Source organism: Halobaculum saliterrae, assembly GCF_009831625.1.
In the GTDB taxonomy this organism is placed as follows: domain Archaea; phylum Halobacteriota; class Halobacteria; order Halobacteriales; family Haloferacaceae; genus Halobaculum; species Halobaculum saliterrae.
Genome location: NZ_WUUS01000009.1, coordinates 162,162 through 178,171 on the forward strand (window position 1 = coordinate 162,162; position 16,010 = coordinate 178,171).

Annotated in this window: 17 protein-coding genes; 8 read left to right on the plus strand and 9 right to left on the minus strand. The window is 69.8% G+C overall.

Features of this window, described 5'->3' with window-relative positions:
- Nucleotides 1-6: 6 nt before the first annotated feature.
- Both GRX01_RS14690 and GRX01_RS14695 read right to left on the minus strand, forming a co-directional pair.
- Nucleotides 7-873, minus strand: a complete 867-nt coding sequence (locus tag GRX01_RS14690) for a TIGR01548 family HAD-type hydrolase (protein ID WP_159669085.1) — start codon at nucleotides 871-873, stop codon at nucleotides 7-9.
- 106 nt (nucleotides 874-979) lie between these two features.
- Nucleotides 980-1,405: a UPF0146 family protein gene (locus GRX01_RS14695; protein ID WP_321168134.1), complete on the minus strand. Its 426-nt coding sequence runs from the start codon at nucleotides 1,403-1,405 to the stop codon at nucleotides 980-982.
- 40 nt (nucleotides 1,406-1,445) lie between these two features.
- Between GRX01_RS14695 and GRX01_RS14700 the strand changes: the two genes are divergently transcribed.
- Nucleotides 1,446-1,967 carry an archaemetzincin family Zn-dependent metalloprotease gene (locus GRX01_RS14700; protein ID WP_159669088.1) on the plus strand — a complete coding sequence of 174 codons (522 nt, stop codon included), beginning with the start codon at nucleotides 1,446-1,448 and terminating at the stop codon, nucleotides 1,965-1,967.
- Between the two features lie 145 nt (nucleotides 1,968-2,112).
- Nucleotides 2,113-2,565 carry a ferritin-like domain-containing protein gene (locus GRX01_RS14705; protein ID WP_159669091.1) on the plus strand — a complete coding sequence of 151 codons (453 nt, stop codon included), beginning with the start codon at nucleotides 2,113-2,115 and terminating at the stop codon, nucleotides 2,563-2,565.
- Between the two features lie 71 nt (nucleotides 2,566-2,636).
- Here the strand turns inward: GRX01_RS14705 and GRX01_RS14710 are convergent, their stop codons facing one another.
- Both GRX01_RS14710 and GRX01_RS14715 read right to left on the minus strand, forming a co-directional pair.
- Nucleotides 2,637-4,466: a ribosome biogenesis/translation initiation ATPase RLI gene (locus GRX01_RS14710; protein ID WP_159669094.1), complete on the minus strand. Its 1,830-nt coding sequence runs from the start codon at nucleotides 4,464-4,466 to the stop codon at nucleotides 2,637-2,639.
- Nucleotides 4,467-4,784 carry an EMC6-like membrane protein gene (locus tag GRX01_RS14715; protein ID WP_159669097.1) on the minus strand — a complete coding sequence of 106 codons (318 nt, stop codon included), beginning with the start codon at nucleotides 4,782-4,784 and terminating at the stop codon, nucleotides 4,467-4,469. It lies immediately after the preceding gene.
- Nucleotides 4,785-4,899: 115 nt separating this feature from the next.
- On the opposite strand from GRX01_RS14715, the gene GRX01_RS14720 reads away from it, so the two are divergent.
- Nucleotides 4,900-5,178: a MarR family transcriptional regulator gene (locus GRX01_RS14720; protein ID WP_159669100.1), complete on the plus strand. Its 279-nt coding sequence runs from the start codon at nucleotides 4,900-4,902 to the stop codon at nucleotides 5,176-5,178.
- Between the two features lie 230 nt (nucleotides 5,179-5,408).
- Here GRX01_RS14720 and GRX01_RS14725 read toward each other — a convergent pair whose 3' ends face one another.
- Complete coding sequence (locus GRX01_RS14725; RefSeq protein WP_159669103.1) at nucleotides 5,409-7,295, minus strand: PINc/VapC family ATPase; 1,887 nt, start codon at nucleotides 7,293-7,295, stop codon at nucleotides 5,409-5,411.
- A 113-nt stretch (nucleotides 7,296-7,408) separates the two neighbouring features.
- Between GRX01_RS14725 and GRX01_RS14730 the strand changes: the two genes are divergently transcribed.
- Together GRX01_RS14730 and GRX01_RS14735 are read left to right on the plus strand one after the other, a co-directional pair.
- Nucleotides 7,409-8,566, plus strand: a complete 1,158-nt coding sequence (locus tag GRX01_RS14730; RefSeq protein WP_159669106.1) for a M20 family metallopeptidase — start codon at nucleotides 7,409-7,411, stop codon at nucleotides 8,564-8,566.
- 59 nt (nucleotides 8,567-8,625) lie between these two features.
- Nucleotides 8,626-10,155 (plus strand): carboxypeptidase M32, encoded by a 1,530-nt coding sequence (locus GRX01_RS14735; RefSeq protein WP_159669109.1) that lies wholly within the window; start codon nucleotides 8,626-8,628, stop codon nucleotides 10,153-10,155.
- Nucleotides 10,156-10,242: 87 nt separating this feature from the next.
- Here the strand turns inward: GRX01_RS14735 and GRX01_RS14740 are convergent, their stop codons facing one another.
- Nucleotides 10,243-11,097 carry an isocitrate lyase/PEP mutase family protein gene (locus GRX01_RS14740; RefSeq protein WP_159669112.1) on the minus strand — a complete coding sequence of 285 codons (855 nt, stop codon included), beginning with the start codon at nucleotides 11,095-11,097 and terminating at the stop codon, nucleotides 10,243-10,245.
- Nucleotides 11,098-11,208: 111 nt separating this feature from the next.
- Here GRX01_RS14740 and GRX01_RS14745 point away from each other — a divergent pair, with 111 nt between their 5' ends.
- Nucleotides 11,209-12,096 (plus strand): class I SAM-dependent methyltransferase, encoded by an 888-nt coding sequence (locus GRX01_RS14745; protein WP_159669115.1) that lies wholly within the window; start codon nucleotides 11,209-11,211, stop codon nucleotides 12,094-12,096.
- A 40-nt stretch (nucleotides 12,097-12,136) separates the two neighbouring features.
- On the opposite strand, the gene GRX01_RS14750 is transcribed toward GRX01_RS14745, so the two are convergent.
- Nucleotides 12,137-12,784, minus strand: a complete 648-nt coding sequence (locus GRX01_RS14750; protein ID WP_159669118.1) for a DUF7095 family protein — start codon at nucleotides 12,782-12,784, stop codon at nucleotides 12,137-12,139.
- 136 nt (nucleotides 12,785-12,920) lie between these two features.
- Here GRX01_RS14750 and GRX01_RS14755 point away from each other — a divergent pair, with 136 nt between their 5' ends.
- Nucleotides 12,921-13,304 (plus strand): hypothetical protein, encoded by a 384-nt coding sequence (locus GRX01_RS14755; RefSeq protein WP_159669120.1) that lies wholly within the window; start codon nucleotides 12,921-12,923, stop codon nucleotides 13,302-13,304.
- 98 nt (nucleotides 13,305-13,402) lie between these two features.
- A complete protein-coding gene (gene ncsA / locus GRX01_RS14760; RefSeq protein WP_159669123.1) occupies nucleotides 13,403-14,374 on the plus strand; it encodes a tRNA 2-thiolation protein NcsA in 972 nt (323 codons plus the stop codon).
- 198 nt (nucleotides 14,375-14,572) lie between these two features.
- Here ncsA and ftsZ read toward each other — a convergent pair whose 3' ends face one another.
- Both ftsZ and GRX01_RS14770 read right to left on the minus strand, forming a co-directional pair.
- Nucleotides 14,573-15,775 (minus strand): cell division protein FtsZ, encoded by a 1,203-nt coding sequence (gene ftsZ, locus GRX01_RS14765; RefSeq protein WP_159669126.1) that lies wholly within the window; start codon nucleotides 15,773-15,775, stop codon nucleotides 14,573-14,575.
- 3 nt (nucleotides 15,776-15,778) lie between these two features.
- The gene (locus tag GRX01_RS14770; protein ID WP_073306558.1) at nucleotides 15,779-15,970 is read right to left on the minus strand and encodes a ribbon-helix-helix domain-containing protein; all 192 of its coding nucleotides are present in this window, start codon (nucleotides 15,968-15,970) and stop codon (nucleotides 15,779-15,781) included.
- Between the last annotated feature and the right edge of the window lie 40 nt (nucleotides 15,971-16,010).

Here is a 16,010-nt window from a genome sequence, read left to right on the forward strand (position 1 = left end):
GGGCGGTCACTCCAGCAGCTCCGGCAGGTCGTTCACGCTCTCGACGACGGCGCTGGCGCCGGCGTCGGCGTACTTCGCGCGGCCGTCGTCGCCGGTGAGCCCGCCCGTGAGGACGCCGATCCCGTAGTAGGCGGTCGAGTCGTCCTCGCGGTCGGCGTTGACCGCGGTGCGCACGTCGTCGAGCGTGTCGCCCACGAACGCGACCGTGTCGGCGTCGGTGCGCTCGGCCAACGTCACGAGCGCCCGCGGGTGCGGCTTGCCTTCCTCCCAGTCGTCCATGGTGAAGCGGCGGTCCGTGGCCACGTCGAGACCGACGCGGTCGAGCGCGATGTCCGCCTCCGCGGCGGGCCGGCCCGTGAGGACGCACACCGGGTAGCGTTCCGTGAGCGCTTCGAGGGTCGTATCCGTCAGGATCACCGGCTCGTCGTGGATGAACCCCGGCGCCTCGAACGGCGGCTCTCCGCCCTCGATGTCGCGGTACAGTTCGGCCCCGAGGTACAGCGCCTGGAACGTCTCGCGCAGCGCGTCGGGGTCCCACTCGTCCTCGATCCCGTCGGCAGCGTCGTCGCCGAGGGCGTCGCGGATCGTCTCGCGGGCGCCCGCGAGGCCGGTGCCGTTCGCGGCGATCGCGTCAGTGAAGCCCGCGACGTCGGCGTCGAGTCCGCGCTCGCGGGCGAGCACGTACAGCGCGACGGCGTCGCTCAGCTCCCAGTCGTTGTTGAAGCCGCCGGCGTCCTTGAACGGCTGGAGGTCCCCGCGGTCGAGCGTGTCGCCGTACAGCCGCTCGACGCTCTCGACGACCGCCCGACGGTACGAATCCGCAACGTCGACGAGCACGCCGTCCACGTCCAACACGACCGTGTCGACTCGCATACGAACGGGAGCGGGGGGACGGCGTATGGGCGTTGCGACTCCGTGCGGGCGGACGGCTCCGCCGCGGCGACGACCGGCTCACTCGGCGAACGCGGCGGCGATCGACTCACTCGACGAGCACGCCGTCGGGGTCGCGGGCGACGTACAGCGTGTCCCCGCCGGAAAGCGCCAGCGGCGTCGCGTCGACGGCGGGCGGGTCGCCGCCGAGGGTCGTGAAACAGCAGGCTGTATCGACCGCGTCGGCGACGCGGACGAGCGGCCGGTGCAGTTCGGGCGGGGAGTTGAGCGCGTAGACGCAGTCGACGCGGTAGTGCTCGCCCGGGTCCCCGCGGTCGGCGGCGGCGACCACGTCGTCGCGGACGAACGCGACGCCCCCGGGGGGATCGCGCTCGACCACGTCGGTCGCGGTCACCGCGTGGCCGTCGCCGGCGAGGCCGGCGGCGACCCCGTGGCGAGTTCCGATCCCGACCTCACAGACGCGTTCGAATCCGGCGAGCGTTCGGCGGACTGCGGCGCGGCGATCGTCTGACACGGGCGGGTAACTTATGTTCGCACCCGTCATAAACACGCTCATGCATGTCGACATCGTGCCCATCGGGGACGTCTCCGCCCAAGTGAAGCGGGAGGCGTCGGCGGGTCTCCGCTCGGTGTACGACTGCGACGTGACGGTTCACGACGAGCAGTCGATCCCGGAGGGCGCGTACGACCGCAGCCGGAACCAGTACCGCGCCGAGCAGTTCATCGAGCTCGTCTCGCGGACCGGCAGCGGCGAGAAGAACATCGGTATCACCCCGCAGGACCTGTACTACCGCCGTCGCAACTACGTGTTCGGGCTCGCGTACCTCAACGGCAACGGCTCGGTCGTCTCCACCTACCGCCTCCAGACCTCCTCGGACGGCGGCGTCACCTCCAAGCCCTCCCGCGAGGTGTTCGCCGACCGCGTCCGCAAGGAGATCGTCCACGAGATCGGCCACACGCTCGGCTTAGAGCACTGCGACAACAGCAAGTGCGTGATGTCCTTCTCCCCGACGGTCCGCGAGGTCGACGTGAAGGAGGAGCACCTCTGTGGCACCTGCGCCCGCGAGTACCTGTAGCGTTCCCCCGCCAGCGGCACCCTCCGTTCTCCCATCGGCGCCCTCTTCCGGTCCATCCATCGGCGCCCTCCTCCAGTCTCACGTTTCCAACGGTCCCGCTCCGGCGGACAGCTATATTGCCGCGGGACGACGACATCGAGTTGTCATGTCCGAGGAAGTCATCGACCTGCTGCGCGAGGCGTACGGCGACGAGATGGAGACGGTGATGAACTACCAGACGAACGCCATCGTCCTCGACGGCGTGCGCGCCGAGGAGATCAAGGACAGCCTCCGGGCGGACATTCAGGAGGAGCTGACCCACGCCGAACAGCTCGGCAATCGACTGAAGCAGCTCGACGCGCGGCCGCCGGGGTCGGCGGAGTTCACCGCGGGCCAGGACTCGCTGCAGCCGCCGGAGGACTCGACGAACGTGCTGTCGGTGATCGAGGGCGTCATCGACGCCGAGGAGGGCGCCATCTCGGTGTACCGCGACCTCGTCGACGCGGCGGAGGCGGCCGACGACCCGGTCACCGAGGACCTCGCGGTGACGATCCTCTCCGAGGAGGAGGCCCATCGCTCGGAGTTCAAGGGGTACCGCAAGGAGTACAAGCGGGAGTAGATCGCGTCGCCTCCCCGAGGGCGGGTCGTTCCGGACCCGCGGACGGCCATGGATCGAACGGGCGGAGCGGCCTACCGGGAGTAGTAGTACTCGCCGTCGCCCTTCTGTTGGCGGTCGAGCTGCGAGCCGGGCTTGTTGATCCGCGGGCGTCCCGTCCGCTCGTCGCGGCGGAACGTGATGTCCAAGTCGCCGAGGAAGTCGTTCATCCCCGAGCGCATTCCCTGTGGCCGGCTCGCCTGTCCGTGCACGGCGGGCTCGCCGTCGAACACCATCAGCCGGTCGGCCAGCAGGTCGATCATGTAGATGTCGTGGTCGATGACCATCACCGTCGCGTCGTGGTTCTCGGCGTACCGGCGGATCGCGGTCGTCGCCTGCACGCGCTGTTCCACGTCGAGGTGCGCCGACGGCTCGTCGAGCAGGTACAGGTCGGCGTCCTCAGAGAGGCACGCCGCGATGGCGACGCGCTGTCGCTCCCCGCCCGAGAGGTCGGTGAGGGACTGCTCCATGATCGGGTTGAGCTGGAGCGGCCGGGCGATCTCGGTGTCCCAATAGGAGGAGCCGAAGTCGTCGGCGATCGACGAGAGGAACGCGTCGACGCGCATCGGCTGGTCGATCTCGATGTACTGCGGCTTGTACGCGATGTCGAGCTGGAAGTCCAGTTCGCCCTCGTCGGGTTCGAGCTGCCCGGCGAACAGCTTCGCCATCGTCGACTTCCCGATACCGTTGGGGCCGACGATCCCCAGCACCTCCGACTCGTGGACGGCGCCGCCGTCGACCGAGAGCGAGAACTCCCCGTCGCCGTACGACTTCTCGATGTCGGGGTACTCGAACAGCACCTGCGAGCGCGTGATCTCGCGGGGCGCGTGCTCGTCGAAGGTGATCGAGTCCGGCCGGATCCGCATGTTCTCGTTGTCGAGGTACCCCTTCAGGTACTCGTTGATGCCGTTGCGGGTGGACTTCGGATCCGTGACGACGCCGTACGCGCCCGGCTCGCCGTAGGTGACGTGGAGCGTGTCCGCCAGCAGGTCGAGGATCGCGAGGTCGTGCTCGACGACCATCATCGAGCGCTCGCCGTCGTCGGCGAGTTCGCGGATGAGCCGCGCGGCCGTCATGCGCTGGCCGATGTCCAGATACGGCGTGATCTCGTCGAGGAAGTAGAAGTCAGCGTCGCGCGCGAGCGTCGCAGCCAGCGCGACGCGCTGGAGCTCGCCGCCGGAGATGGAGTCGATGTCCTGGTCCATCACCGGGCCGATCGAGAGCCGTTCCACGAGGGAGTCGAGCACGCCGCGCTCGTCGGTCCGTTCGAGCAGCTCTCGGGTGTTGCCGTCGAACTGCTTGGGGATCTGGTCGACGTACTGCGGCTTGCGGGCGACCTCGACTTCCCCCTCGATGACGCGCTCGATGTAGTTCTGGAGCTCCGTCCCCTTGAATCGCTCAAGGACCGCGTCCCACGTCGCCTCGTCCGCGTGGTCGCCGAGGTTCGGGGTCAGCTCCCCGGAGAGCATCTTCACCGCCGTCGATTTCCCGATCCCGTTGGGCCCGAGGATCCCCGTCACGGAGCCGGGCTCGGGCACCGGAAGGCCGTACAGCCCGAACGCGTTGTCCCCGTAGCGGTGGACCGGGTCGTTCTCCAGTTCCGACGGGAGGTTGATGATCTCGATGGCGTCGAACGGGCACTTCTCGACGCAGATCCCGCACGTCTCGCCCAGGCAGATCTCCTCGGAGATCCACACCTGGTCGGGGCCGCCGTCGTACGGTTCGTCCTCCGCGTAGTGATCGCCGCGCTCGACGATGCAGTCCTTCCCGGTGCGGTTGGGCGGACAGAAGTTCGCGCACTCGTAGTTGCACCGGTCGGGCTGACACCGATCGAGGTCGACGACCGCGATGCTGTCGTCGGCCATCTATTGAAGGTTCGCTGAGAGGATGATGCCGTAGGAGATGAACCACAGCGTGAAGGTCATGAACGCCACGTACAGGTTGTCCTTGATGCCGAAGTCCTCGATCGCCACCCCGAGGAGCTTCAGTAGCGGTATCTGCACGAAGACCGCGGCCGCGACCACCAGAAGGGCGAGCCGGTTCGTCGCGGCGTCGACGCCGACCCCGAGGAACGGGAGGAAGGCGGAGAGGAGCGCCGCGGCGATCCCCGCCAGACACGCGACGGTGGTGACGGTCACCCCGCGCAGGTGGTCGGAGAGCCCCGAAGCTGATTCCGTAGCCATGGACGTAGGTGTGCCAGCCGGCGACAAAAGGGGTTCGCTTGGTCGGTGCCGGAGCGTGGACACCGAATAATATTCGGTGAACCTTTATCAGTACCCGGTGTTTCGATTCGTAACGATGGCCGGAACCGACGAGGAGTCACTCGACGATCTCCCTCCCAGCGCGAAGCTCGTGTTCAAGGTACTGGAGTACAACGGACCGTTGACGCAGAAGGGCATCGTCGAGGAGTCGATGCTGTCCGCTCGAACCGTCCGTTACGCTCTCGAACGCCTCGAGAACATCGGTATCGTCGACGAGGACGTCTACTTCGCCGACGCCCGCCAGAACCTCTACCAGCTCGACGGCCCCCAGAAGGCGGAGGCCGACGGCGGCCAGGAAGCGACCTGCGCCGAGTGAGCCGGTAGCCCCCGACCGACGACCGTCCACGCGATTCCGCTGTTCTCGACCGGTTCGCGACGGGGAGCGACCGCTACGAACGTTCATACCGGAAGCCGGGGCCACACTGTCGCGTGCGGTGACGACGACCGCGCGCCGTCCCGCGAACTCCCGGGACCCGACGGCGTGCGATCCCGACGGGCCCCGGTGTCAGCCCCACCGAACCCGACGCACGAGCGACCGCGTCGGCGTCAGGCCGGGACGACGGTGATCGTCCGCTTGCGATCGATGGCGTCCTCCAGTTCCTCGGCGATGGCGCTCCCGCGCGAGACTTGGATGTCGCCGCCGCGGCCGACGGTCGCGGTGAACAGGTACTCGTCGTCGGCGCGGACCTCGACCGTCTCGCCGACGTGTTCGTCCATCCGGATCACGACGTGACGGCTCGTGATCTCCGGCTGGACGGTCTCGCCCTGCGGCTTCGGCGTCGACGCGGGGCCGTCCGCGCCGGCGCCGCCGCCGGCGCTTCCCGACCCGCCGGGACGGTCGGCGTGGGTGCGCACGTCGATGTCGATGCCGAGTCGGTTCTCGATGTCGGTGATCCGGCCGCCGCCCTTGCCGATCACGTAGCTGATGTCGTCCTCCTCGACGTAGACGACGGCGTCGTTCTGCCCCTGGAGCTCCACGTCGACGTGACCGCGCGCAACCGACCGGATCTCGCGCTCGATCTCCTGTCTGGCGAGACGGTCGACGCCCGTCTCGCTCCGATCGCCCTCGGCGCCGTCGAGCGGCACCGTGACGACCTGGTTGTTGAACGTGTAGATCTCGTACTCCGGAACGCCGGTCTCGAAGTCGACGACCTGGATTACGGGACGCGAGAGGTCCTCAGCGGTCAGCCCCTCGGGCACCTTGACCTGGGTCGTCACGTCGTAGACGGTGTCGACGGCGCCGGCCTCGATGAACACGACGGTGTCGACGACCTGCGGGATCATCCCCAACTCGACGCGACCGACGAACCGCTGGAGCGCGTCGATCGCACGCGTCGCGTGCGTGACGCCGACCATCCCGACGCCCGCGAGCCGCATGTCCGCGAACACCTCGAAGTCGTGGGTCTTGCGCACCTCGTCGTAGATGGTGTAGTCGGGGCGGACGAGCAGCAGCGAGTCCGCGGTGTTGGCCATGTCGCCGTCGAGGGCGGTGTACTGGGTGATCTCGTCGGAGACCTGCAGGTCGCGCGGCTTCTCCATCGTCTTCACCGCGTAGTCGCTGTCGTTGAGGAACTCCGCGACCGCCTGCGCGAACGTGGACTTCCCGGCGCCGGGCGCCCCCGCGATGAGCACGCCGCGCTGGCGCTCGGTGAAGCGGTCGCGAAGCTCGTCCGCGAACTCGTAGTCGTCCAGCGTCGTCTTCGCGATCGGCCGGACCGCCGTGATCTCGATGGCGTCCGAGAACGGCGGCCGGGCGACCGCGATCCGGTAGTTGCGGTACTGGACGATTGTCATCCCCGGCTCGGACAGCTCGATGAACCCCTGCGTCGACGTCCGGGCGGTCGCCTCGATCTCGTCGGCCCACTGCTCCATCTGCTCCTCGTCGCTGGGCCCGTCAGCATCGTCGATCCGGACGTAGTGGAGGTCGGCGATGTCGCCGCGCTTCGCCTTCGGGTGGGTGCCCGTCTTGAGGTGGACCGACATCGTGTCGTCGGTGAAGAAGCGCTCGATGTCGAGCCCGTCGTCCTCCGTGACGCCACGGGGTACCGGCTCGACGTACTCCACGTCGAGGCCGGTCGCCTTCCCCGCCTCCGCCTGCACGAAGTCCGAGGTGAGGAGGACGGCGTCGTGTTCGACCGCCAGCTCCCGGATCAACGCGTCGATGTCGCCCTCGCCGGCGCCCTCCTGCTCGGCGACGGTCGGGCGACGGCCGACGAACTCGGCGGTGATCGTCCCCTCGTCGGCGAGCTCGGCGATGCGCTGGAGCTCGGCGATCCCGTCCCAGCCGGTGTCGTGGCCGGCGTTGGCCTGCGCCTCCAACTCGCCGACGACGGCCTCCGGGACGAACACCGTCGCCCCCTCGTAGTCCCCGTCCGCGACCCGCTCCGACACGCGGCCGTCGATGACCGCGCTCGTGTCCGGCACGACGTTCATACCGGACGTGGGGTCGGGAGCGGTTTAAGACTGCTTGCACGCGGTCGGTCGGCCGGATCGCGATCGAGCGCGGCGACGCCGGAGTTATGCTCGCGCCGGCCGGTCGGACGGGTATGAGCGACGACGACGCGAGCGGCGGTCCCGACGACGGGACGAACGCGCCGGCGACCGACGGCCTCCGCCCGCTCACGCGGAAGCTGGTGTCGACCCCGAGTCACGACGACCCGACCGCCGCCGGCGACGCGATCGAGTCGTGGCTGCGCGCGGAGACGGACGCCGCCGTCGAGCGCGACGACCACGGCAACGTGTTCGGCCGGACCGGCGACCCTGACGCGCCGACGGTCGCGCTCGTCGGCCACCACGACGTGGTCCCGCCGGGCGACTCACAGGTCGAGACGGCCGACGACGGAACCGAGTCGTACGTGCTCGCGGAGCGCGACGGCCGGTTGTACGGCCGCGGCACCGCGGACATGAAGGGCGCGGTCGCCGCCGCGATGTGCGCCCTCCGGGACGCCGACCCCGACGGGGTGGAGCTGTGTTTCGCCTCGTTCGTCGGCGAGGAAGTGGGCGGCGTCGGCGCCCGCGCGGCCATCGAGGACGGCTTCGCGCCGGAGTTCGCCGTCGTCGGCGAGGGGTCGACGAACTACTCCGGCGAGGGCGTCACCGACGTGGTCGTCGCGCACAAGGGTCGGCGCGCGAGCACGCTCGTCGCCGCCGGCGAGAGCACACACGCGAGCATCCCCGAGAAGGGGGAGAACGCCGTCTACCGCGCGTGCGACGCCGTCGACGTGGTGCGCGATCTGGACTTCCCCGAGACGACCGTCATGGGCGAGCGCGTTCGGGGGAGCATCGCGGTCACCGAGATCGACGGCGGGACGGCGTGGAACGTGGTGCCGGACCGCTGCGAGGTGACGGTCGACGAGCGGACCGTTCCGGGCGAGCGCGCGCCGCTGGAGCGAACCGAGTCGGTCGAGGGCGTCGAGTGGACGGTCGATCAGGACCTCCCGCCGATGGCCTGCTCGGACGACGCGTTCGCGGACGCGGTGCTCGCGGCCGCCCGCGACGCTCAGTCGGGGGCGCCGGAACACGTCGTGAAGCCGCACGCGACCGACGCCGGGTGGCTCGCGGAGGCGGGCACCGCCTGCGTGATCTGCGGCGCCGCCGAGACCGGCGAGGCACACACCGACACAGAGAGCGTGTCCTACGAGGTGCTCGACCGGTGCTATCGGATCTACCGCGGGGTCGCCGAGGACGCGGGAGCGTTCGTGTGAGCCACGGGCGCGTTCGCGTAACGGTTGGTTGAAGGCAGGTCGGCGGCAAGGTTTGCGCGATGGCTACCGACGCAAGCGGGAGCGAGGCCGAGACGGCCGACGCGTACGCGGAACTGGTGGAGCGATTCGAGCGGATCAACGGCGTGCAGGGCGCCGCGGGCGTCCTCGGCTGGGACCAGCAGGTGATGATGCCCGAGGGCGGCACGCCCGCCCGCTCGAAGCAGCTGTCGGTGCTCTCGTCGCTGAGCCACGAGCTGCTCACCGACGACCGTACCGCGGAGCTGCTCGACGAGGTCGAGTCGACGGATCTGGACGCCGAGGGGGAGGCGCTCGTGCGCGAGGCCCGCCGCGAGTTCGAGCGCGCGAACGCGGTCCCGACCGAGCTGGTCGAGGAGATCTCCGAGACCTCGACGGAGGCGCTGGGCGCCTGGGAGCAGGCCCGGGCCGAGGACGACTTCGAGCAGTTCGCGCCGTACCTCGAGGAGCTCGTCGAGCTGAAGCGCGAGTACGCCGAGCACATCGACCCCGACCGCGACGCCTACGAGGTGCTGTTCGAGGACTACGAGCCGTGTCTTCCCCTCTCGCAGGCGGAGGACGTCCTCGAGACCCTGAAGGAGACGCTCGTCCCGATGATCGACGAGATCCGCCAGTCGGACGCGGACGTGACCACCGACGCCTTCGACGGCGAGTTCCCCGCCGACGGACAGGAGGACCTCTCGCGTGACGTGCTCTCGACGCTCGGCTACGACTGGGACCGCGGGCGACTCGACCCCTCCTCGCACCCGTTCACCTCCGGCAACGTGTACGACTGCCGCGTGACGACCCGCTACGACGAGTCGGACCCGCTCGGCGGCCTGATGGCCACCGTCCACGAGTTCGGCCACGCGTTCTACAACCTCGGCCTGCCCGAGGAGCACTTCGGCACACCGCTGGGCGAGTCGCGCGACCTCTCGGTCCACGAGAGCCAGTCGCGGCTGTGGGAGAACCACGTCGGTCGCTCGCCCGCGTTCTGGGAGCTGGTGACGCCGAAGTTCGCGGAGCGCTTCGACACCGACGCGACGGCCCGCGAGGCGTACGAGTCGGCCAACCAGGTGTACGAGGACAACCTCATCCGCGTCGAGGCCGACGAGCTCACCTACCACCTCCACATCGTCATCCGCTTCGAGATCGAGAAGGCCCTCATCTCGGGCGAGTTGGACGTGGAGGACGTGCCGGAGGTCTGGAACGACAAGTACGAGGAGTACCTCGGGCTCCGCCCCGAGACGGACGCGAACGGCTGCCTGCAGGACATCCACTGGAGCCACGGCAACTTCGGCTACTTCCCGACGTACTCGCTGGGGTCCGTGCTGGCGAGCCAACTGTTCAACGCCGCCGAGGACGACATCGGGAACGTCTACGGGGCGGTCCGCGAGGGCGACTTCGAGGCCCTGCAGGAGTGGCTCCGCGAGAACGTCCACGAGCACGGCAGCCGCTACGAGACGAACGAGCTGGTCCGCGAGGCCACCGGCGAGGACTTCACCGCCGACTACTTCGTCGACTACGTGACCACGAAGTACGGCGACCTGTACGACCTCGAAGAATCGGTCTGAGCGGCACCTCGCCGACGGACTGACCGACGAGTGCTTTCGCGGTTCGCGAGCGCCTTCCCGACTCGCGACCGTCCCGATCCTCGGCGGTTACGATCGCTGCCGGGCGGCCGTCTCCAACAACGCCTCCAGGTCGTCGTACGGGATACCGCCGGCCATCGACTCGTAGGTCCCCTCCTCGCGGAGTTCGGCGGCGACTTCGCCGAGCAGTCCGAGCGTCGCGCGCATCGGACCGGACCCGACCGACACCCGCGCGACCCCCGCCGATGCCAGCGCGTCGACCGGCGGCGCCCCCGGTCCCCCGAGGACGTTCAGCGGGGCATCGAGACGGTCGACGAGCCCCCGGATCGTCTCGATGTCGGAGACGCCGGGCACGAACAGACAGTCGCTCCCGGCGTCGGCGTAGGCGTTCGCGCGGTCGACCGCGCGGTCGAGTCGGTCGCCCTCGTCGCCGACGCCGAGCCAGAACACGTCCGTGCGCCCGTTGACGACGACCGGGACGCCCGCGTCCTCGGCGGCGTCACGGGCGGCCCGGATCGCCGCGACGTGGTCGTCGACGGGGGCCAGCGGGTCGTCTGGGTCGCCGGTTCCGTCCTCGAGGTTGACGCCGACGGCGCCGGCGTCGATGGCGGCCGCGACGGTGTCGAACACCGCGCCCGGCGTGTCGCCGTAGCCGGCCTCGATGTCGGCGGTGACCGGGAGCGCGACGGCGTCGGCGATCTGTTCGACGACCGTGAGCATCCCCGAACGCGAGAGGACTTCGCCGTCTGGCACGCCCCGCGAGGCGGCGATCCCGGCGCTCGTGGTCCCGATCGCGTCGAACCCGGCATCGGCGAAGAGGATCGCGCTGGCGGCGTCCCACGCGTTGGGGAGGACGAGCGGCCCGTCTGCGTGATGGAGCGCGCGAAGCGCCTCCGCACGCTCGCGCTGTATCTCGTGGTTCATCACCGTCGATACGCGTACAGCCGGCATGAAACCCGGCGGCGATCGCGACGACCGCGGGGATCGATCCCCCGACTTATCACCGCCGGCCCGCCAGCAACGGACGAACAGCCGATGCGTCGCTTCACTGCGGACTACCTCGAACGCACGCGCCGCGGGATGTGGGAATCTCGCGAGGCGCTCGCGCCCCTCGATCTCGACGGTCGACGCCGGGTCCTCGACGTGGGGTGTGGGACGGGCGAACTCACCCGCGTGCTCGCCGAGGAGGCGCCGGAGGCGGCAGTCGTCGGCGTCGACGCCGACGCGGACCTGCTCGCGGCCGCACGGGACGCGGGCGACGAGACGACCCTCGACGGTCGGGTCGACCACGACGTCGACTACTGTACCGGCGACGCGACTCGTCTCCCGTTTTCGGACGACGCGTTCGACCTCGTGGTCTGTCAGGCGCTTCTGATCAACCTCCCCGAGCCCGCGGCGGCGGTGCGGGAGTTCGCCCGCGTCTCCTCGGAACTGGTCGCGGCCGTCGAACCCGACAACGCCGACGTGGAGGTGACCTCGACAGTCGAGAGCGAGGCCTCTTTGGAGGCGAGCGTCCGCGAGGCGTACATCGCCGGCGTCGAGACGGACGTGGCGATGGGCGACCGCGTGCGCGAGGTGTTCGCCGAGGCCGACCTCTCCGAGATCGACTCGCGCCGCTACCGACACGAGAAGCGGGTCGAGCCCCCGTACACGGAGGCGGACCTCACGGATATCACCAGGAAAGCCAGCGGCGCGGGCCTCGCCGACCACGAGACGGAGCTCCGGCGAGCGCTCGACGACGACGGCGAGAACGGGACCGATCGCGGTAACGAAAACGGAGACGAAGACAGGGGCGGGGACGGCTACGACGCGCTCCGGAGCGCGTGGCGCGAGATGGGTCGCGAAGCGGCACGACAGGCGCAGAACCGGGAGTACGAGCGCGTCGAGACGGTGCCGTTCGACGTGACCGTGGGCCGGGTCTGAGGCGACGTGTCACGTATCGGCCGAGTCGACGGTGGCCGTCCTACACCACGTCGCCGCGGACCGTCGCGCCCTCCTGTCGCTCGCGATACGACGCCATCGCCTCGGCGATCTCGGCGGCCTCCCCCTCGTCGACCTCGAGCATCTCCAACGCGCCCGACAGCGTCGGGAACGGGAGTTCGCCGTTCCGGAGTCTCGCCATCGTCTCCGCCGCGCGCTGGCCCTCGCCGTACAGCTGCACGCCGCGCGGGTCGAGCACCTGCTCGTACGCCCCGCGGTCGAGCGCGCTCCGCAGGCGCTGTCTGACGTTCCGGTCGAACGGCGCGTTGCACACCTCCAGGTGGATCGGCTCGTCCTCCGGCAGGAGGTGCGCCGCGAGGCACTTCTCTGGCGCGGCGTGGCCGTTGTCGTTGGCGCGGATGTGCTCGGGGTGCTCGCGCGCCCACTCGGCGGAGACGGACCTCCCGATCCCCTTCACGCCGTGCGATCGCTCGAACTCCTCGGCGGCCTCCGGGTCGTCGCTCCGCATGAGCAGGTCCTTCGTCACGTACACGTCCAGCCGCTCGATCGGGTCGAGACCGAGCGCCACGTCGCCGTACACCCACACCTCGCGGACGGGCACCGGCATCGGCCCCTCGTCGACGGCGTCGATGATCGCCTCCACTCGATCGAGGGCCGCCTCGCGCTCCATGCCCTCGCCTCGGCACGCGCCGGTGAAGCGTCTTACGCGTCGCGTCCGGCGTCGGACGGGGACCGATCCGCCGTCGGCGCCGCCGTCCGCGCCGGCCGGCCGAGCGGTGAAGTGAACGGGCCGCGTGACCGCGACCGTGTTCGAACCCCTGTTCCCGAACTGGTCCTCGCCGGCCGCGGTCGCCGGTTTCGTCGCCCTCATCGCCCTCTCGAACGTCACGCTCGTCGCCCTCGTCGCCACCGCTCCCGGGAGCGGCCGCCGTCTGACGGCGGTCGCGGCGGCCGTCGCGGTCGGCTCCGTCGCCGCCGCGGTGTCGGTGCTTCGCCTCGGCGGCCTCGGCAACGCCGGCGGCAACGTCGAACTCCTCGCGCGATTCATGCTGATCCTCGTCGCCGGCCGCGCGGTCGTCTCCCGGCCGACGGCCGTGCGTATCGCGGCCGGCGCGATCGCGGTCGGCGGCGCGCTGGTCCTGCTCGTGGTCACCGTGCCGCTGTACGGCGAGGCGACGGTCGCGCCCTGAATCGACGGGCGCTCCGGTCCCACTCCGTCGGACGACGTTCGGACCCCGACGCCGCCCGTGCGAAACGGGTATGCCCGCGCCGCCGCAACCTGCCGCCAATGGACTGCGACAGGTGCGGCGCCGACGCGGTGATGCACGCCGCCTACTCGGGAGCACACCTCTGTGAGTCGCACTTCCGGGAGTCGGTCGAGCGGCGAGTCCGCCGTCGCGTCCGCGAGGACGACCTGCTCCCCGACGACGCGACCCCCGAGGACCCCGAGCGCTGGGTGATCGGCCTCTCCGGCGGGAAGGACAGCGTCGTCCTCGCGACGATCCTCGACGAGACCTTCGCCGAGGACCCGCGGATCGAGCTGGTCGCCCTCTCCATCCACGAGGGGATCGAGGGGTACCGCGACGAGTCCCTCGTCGCCTGCGAGGAACTCGCGGGCGATCTGGAGATGCGCCACGAGGTGGTGAGCTACGAGGAGGAGCTCGGCGTCCGCATGGACGACGTGGTGGAGGACGACCCGGAGAACATGGCCGCCTGCGCCTACTGCGGCGTGTTCCGCCGCGACCTGCTGGAGACGTACGCCGAGGACCTGGGCGCCGACAAGCTCCTCACGGGTCACAACCTCGACGACGAGGCCCAGACCGCCCTGATGAACTTCCTCGAGGGCGACGTGGCCCAGATGGCCAAGCACTTCGACGCCTCCATCGGCCCGTTCACCGAGCGCCGCGAGAGCGATCACTTCGTCCCGCGGGCGAAGCCCCTGCGCGACGTGCCCGAGAAGGAGGTCGCCCTGTACTGTCACCTCCGGGACCTCCCCTCGCACATGGCGGAGTGCCCGCACGCCAGCGAGGCGTACCGCGGGGAGATCCAGGAGCTCCTGCTCGACATGGAGGAGCGCCACCCGGGCGTTCGCCACTCGATCATGGCCGGCTACGAGGAGCTGTCGGGCGTGCTCGCCGACGAGTACCGCGACGACGACGGCGACGGCCCCGACCTGTCGCCGTGCGAGCGCTGTGGGTCGAAGACCGCCCGCGACGTGTGTCGCAAGTGCGAGCTGGTCGACGCGATCGGCGCGGCGTAAACGCGCTCGAAGGCCGTCTCGTTGGCGTAAACGGCAAGGTCGCTCGAGAGCCCGTATCCGTCGCTGTCACCCGTGGAAAGCGATAGAGAGTCGATGTCGATCCGGAAAACGGCCGTTCCCGGCCGGACCGGTTCGCCGTCCCGTCGATCGCGTCTCGTTGCCGCCGCCGGTTCCACCGCCGACGCGTCGGCGTCGCCGTCAGCGGATGACGTCGAGACCGTTGCTCCGCTCGGTGGACTCCTCGCGGCCGCCGTCGGACTGCCAGGCGGCCTCCTGACCGTTGCCGGCCTCCGCGTTTGCCTTCGCGTCGAAGTCGAGCTCCGAGGCCTCCCCGCCCTCGATGCTCTGGCGCGACTTGTCGGCCTGCTTCTGCGTGCTCGGGCCGAGCACCTGCGCGCTCTGAACGCCGGTCATGATCGCCATGACGCGGACCTTGCCCTTGTACTCCTCCTGGATGCGCGCGCCCCAGATCACGTTCGCGCTCGCCTCGAGGCGCTCGGTGATGTTGTCGGCGATGCCCTCGGCCTCCTTCAGCGTGAGGTCGGGGCCGCCGGTGATGTGGACGAGACCGCCCGACGCGCCCCGGTAGTCGACGTCCAGCAGCGGGTGGTTCATCGCGTCGTTGACCACCTCCTGGGTCTTGTTCTTGTCCTGGGTCTCGCCGACGAGCATCACCGCGACGCCGCCCTGATTCATGATCGTGGACATGTCCGCGTAGTCCAGGTTGATCAGGCTGGGCTGGGTGATGGTCTCGGAGATGCCCTTGACGGTCTCGGCGATGATCTGGTCCATCACCGAGAACGCCTTCCCGATCGGCAGGTTCGGGACGTAATCGAGGAGGCGGTTGTTGTCGAGGACGATGATGGAGTCCGCCTCGTTGCGGAGCTCCTCGAGGCCCTCCTCGGCCTTCACCGTGCGGGCGCGCTCGACGTTGAACGGCGTCGACACCATGCCGACGACGATGGCGCCCTGCTCCTTGGCGATCTTCGAGATGACCGGCGCCGCGCCGGTGCCGGTCCCGCCGCCCATGCCGGCGGTGACGAACACGAGGTCCGCGTCGCCGAGCACCTCCTTGATCGTGCCCTGGGCCATCTCGGTGGCGCGCTCGCCCATCGAGGGGTCGCCGCCCGCCCCGAGCCCCTGCGTGAGGGACTTGCCGACGAGGATCTTCGTGTCGGCCTCGATCATCTTGAGGTGCTGCTTGTCGGTGTTGATCGCGACCGTCTCGGCGCCGTCGACGCCGATGTTGTACAGCCGGTTGATCGTGTTGTTCCCCGCGCCGCCCGCGCCGACGATGACGATCCGGGGCTCCCCGAACTCGTCGTCGTCGTCGCCGACCGCCGACATGTCGCGCTGCTCGGCCTCCGCGTTCGCCAGCGCGTCCTGAACGATGTCCTGCATCGGTTACACCTTGGCCCAGCTGCGCTTGCTGCGCTCGCCGCGCGTGCGCTCGCCGGACGTGTCGGCCTGCTCGTTGAGCATGTCGCGGACGGCGGACCGGATCGCCTCGCTGCGATTCGGGAACTCCCCCGTCTCGACCATCTGTTCGACCTCCTCGATCTGCTGTTTCGGGATTCGTAGTGTCACACGCTCCATTGGTTCATTCCCCCGGTAAGACGACGGCACGCACATGCGT

Excerpts from the sequence above, each read along its gene's own strand:
- GRX01_RS14690 (WP_159669085.1), bottom strand. The coding sequence starts at position 873 with ATGCGAGTCGACACGGTCGTGTTGGACGTGGACGGCGTGCTCGTCGAC.
- GRX01_RS14700 (WP_159669088.1), top strand. The coding sequence starts at position 1,446 with ATGCATGTCGACATCGTGCCCATCGGGGACGTCTCCGCCCAAGTGAAG.
- GRX01_RS14705 (WP_159669091.1), top strand. The coding sequence starts at position 2,113 with ATGTCCGAGGAAGTCATCGACCTGCTGCGCGAGGCGTACGGCGACGAG.
- GRX01_RS14710 (WP_159669094.1), bottom strand. The coding sequence starts at position 4,466 with ATGGCCGACGACAGCATCGCGGTCGTCGACCTCGATCGGTGTCAGCCC.
- GRX01_RS14715 (WP_159669097.1), bottom strand. The coding sequence starts at position 4,784 with ATGGCTACGGAATCAGCTTCGGGGCTCTCCGACCACCTGCGCGGGGTG.
- GRX01_RS14720 (WP_159669100.1), top strand. The coding sequence starts at position 4,900 with ATGGCCGGAACCGACGAGGAGTCACTCGACGATCTCCCTCCCAGCGCG.
- GRX01_RS14725 (WP_159669103.1), bottom strand. The coding sequence starts at position 7,295 with ATGAACGTCGTGCCGGACACGAGCGCGGTCATCGACGGCCGCGTGTCG.
- GRX01_RS14730 (WP_159669106.1), top strand. The coding sequence starts at position 7,409 with ATGAGCGACGACGACGCGAGCGGCGGTCCCGACGACGGGACGAACGCG.
- GRX01_RS14735 (WP_159669109.1), top strand. The coding sequence starts at position 8,626 with ATGGCTACCGACGCAAGCGGGAGCGAGGCCGAGACGGCCGACGCGTAC.
- GRX01_RS14740 (WP_159669112.1), bottom strand. The coding sequence starts at position 11,097 with ATGAACCACGAGATACAGCGCGAGCGTGCGGAGGCGCTTCGCGCGCTC.
- GRX01_RS14745 (WP_159669115.1), top strand. The coding sequence starts at position 11,209 with ATGCGTCGCTTCACTGCGGACTACCTCGAACGCACGCGCCGCGGGATG.
- GRX01_RS14750 (WP_159669118.1), bottom strand. The coding sequence starts at position 12,784 with ATGGAGCGCGAGGCGGCCCTCGATCGAGTGGAGGCGATCATCGACGCC.
- ncsA (WP_159669123.1), top strand. The coding sequence starts at position 13,403 with ATGGACTGCGACAGGTGCGGCGCCGACGCGGTGATGCACGCCGCCTAC.
- ftsZ (WP_159669126.1), bottom strand. The coding sequence starts at position 15,775 with ATGCAGGACATCGTTCAGGACGCGCTGGCGAACGCGGAGGCCGAGCAG.
- GRX01_RS14770 (WP_073306558.1), bottom strand. The coding sequence starts at position 15,970 with ATGGAGCGTGTGACACTACGAATCCCGAAACAGCAGATCGAGGAGGTC.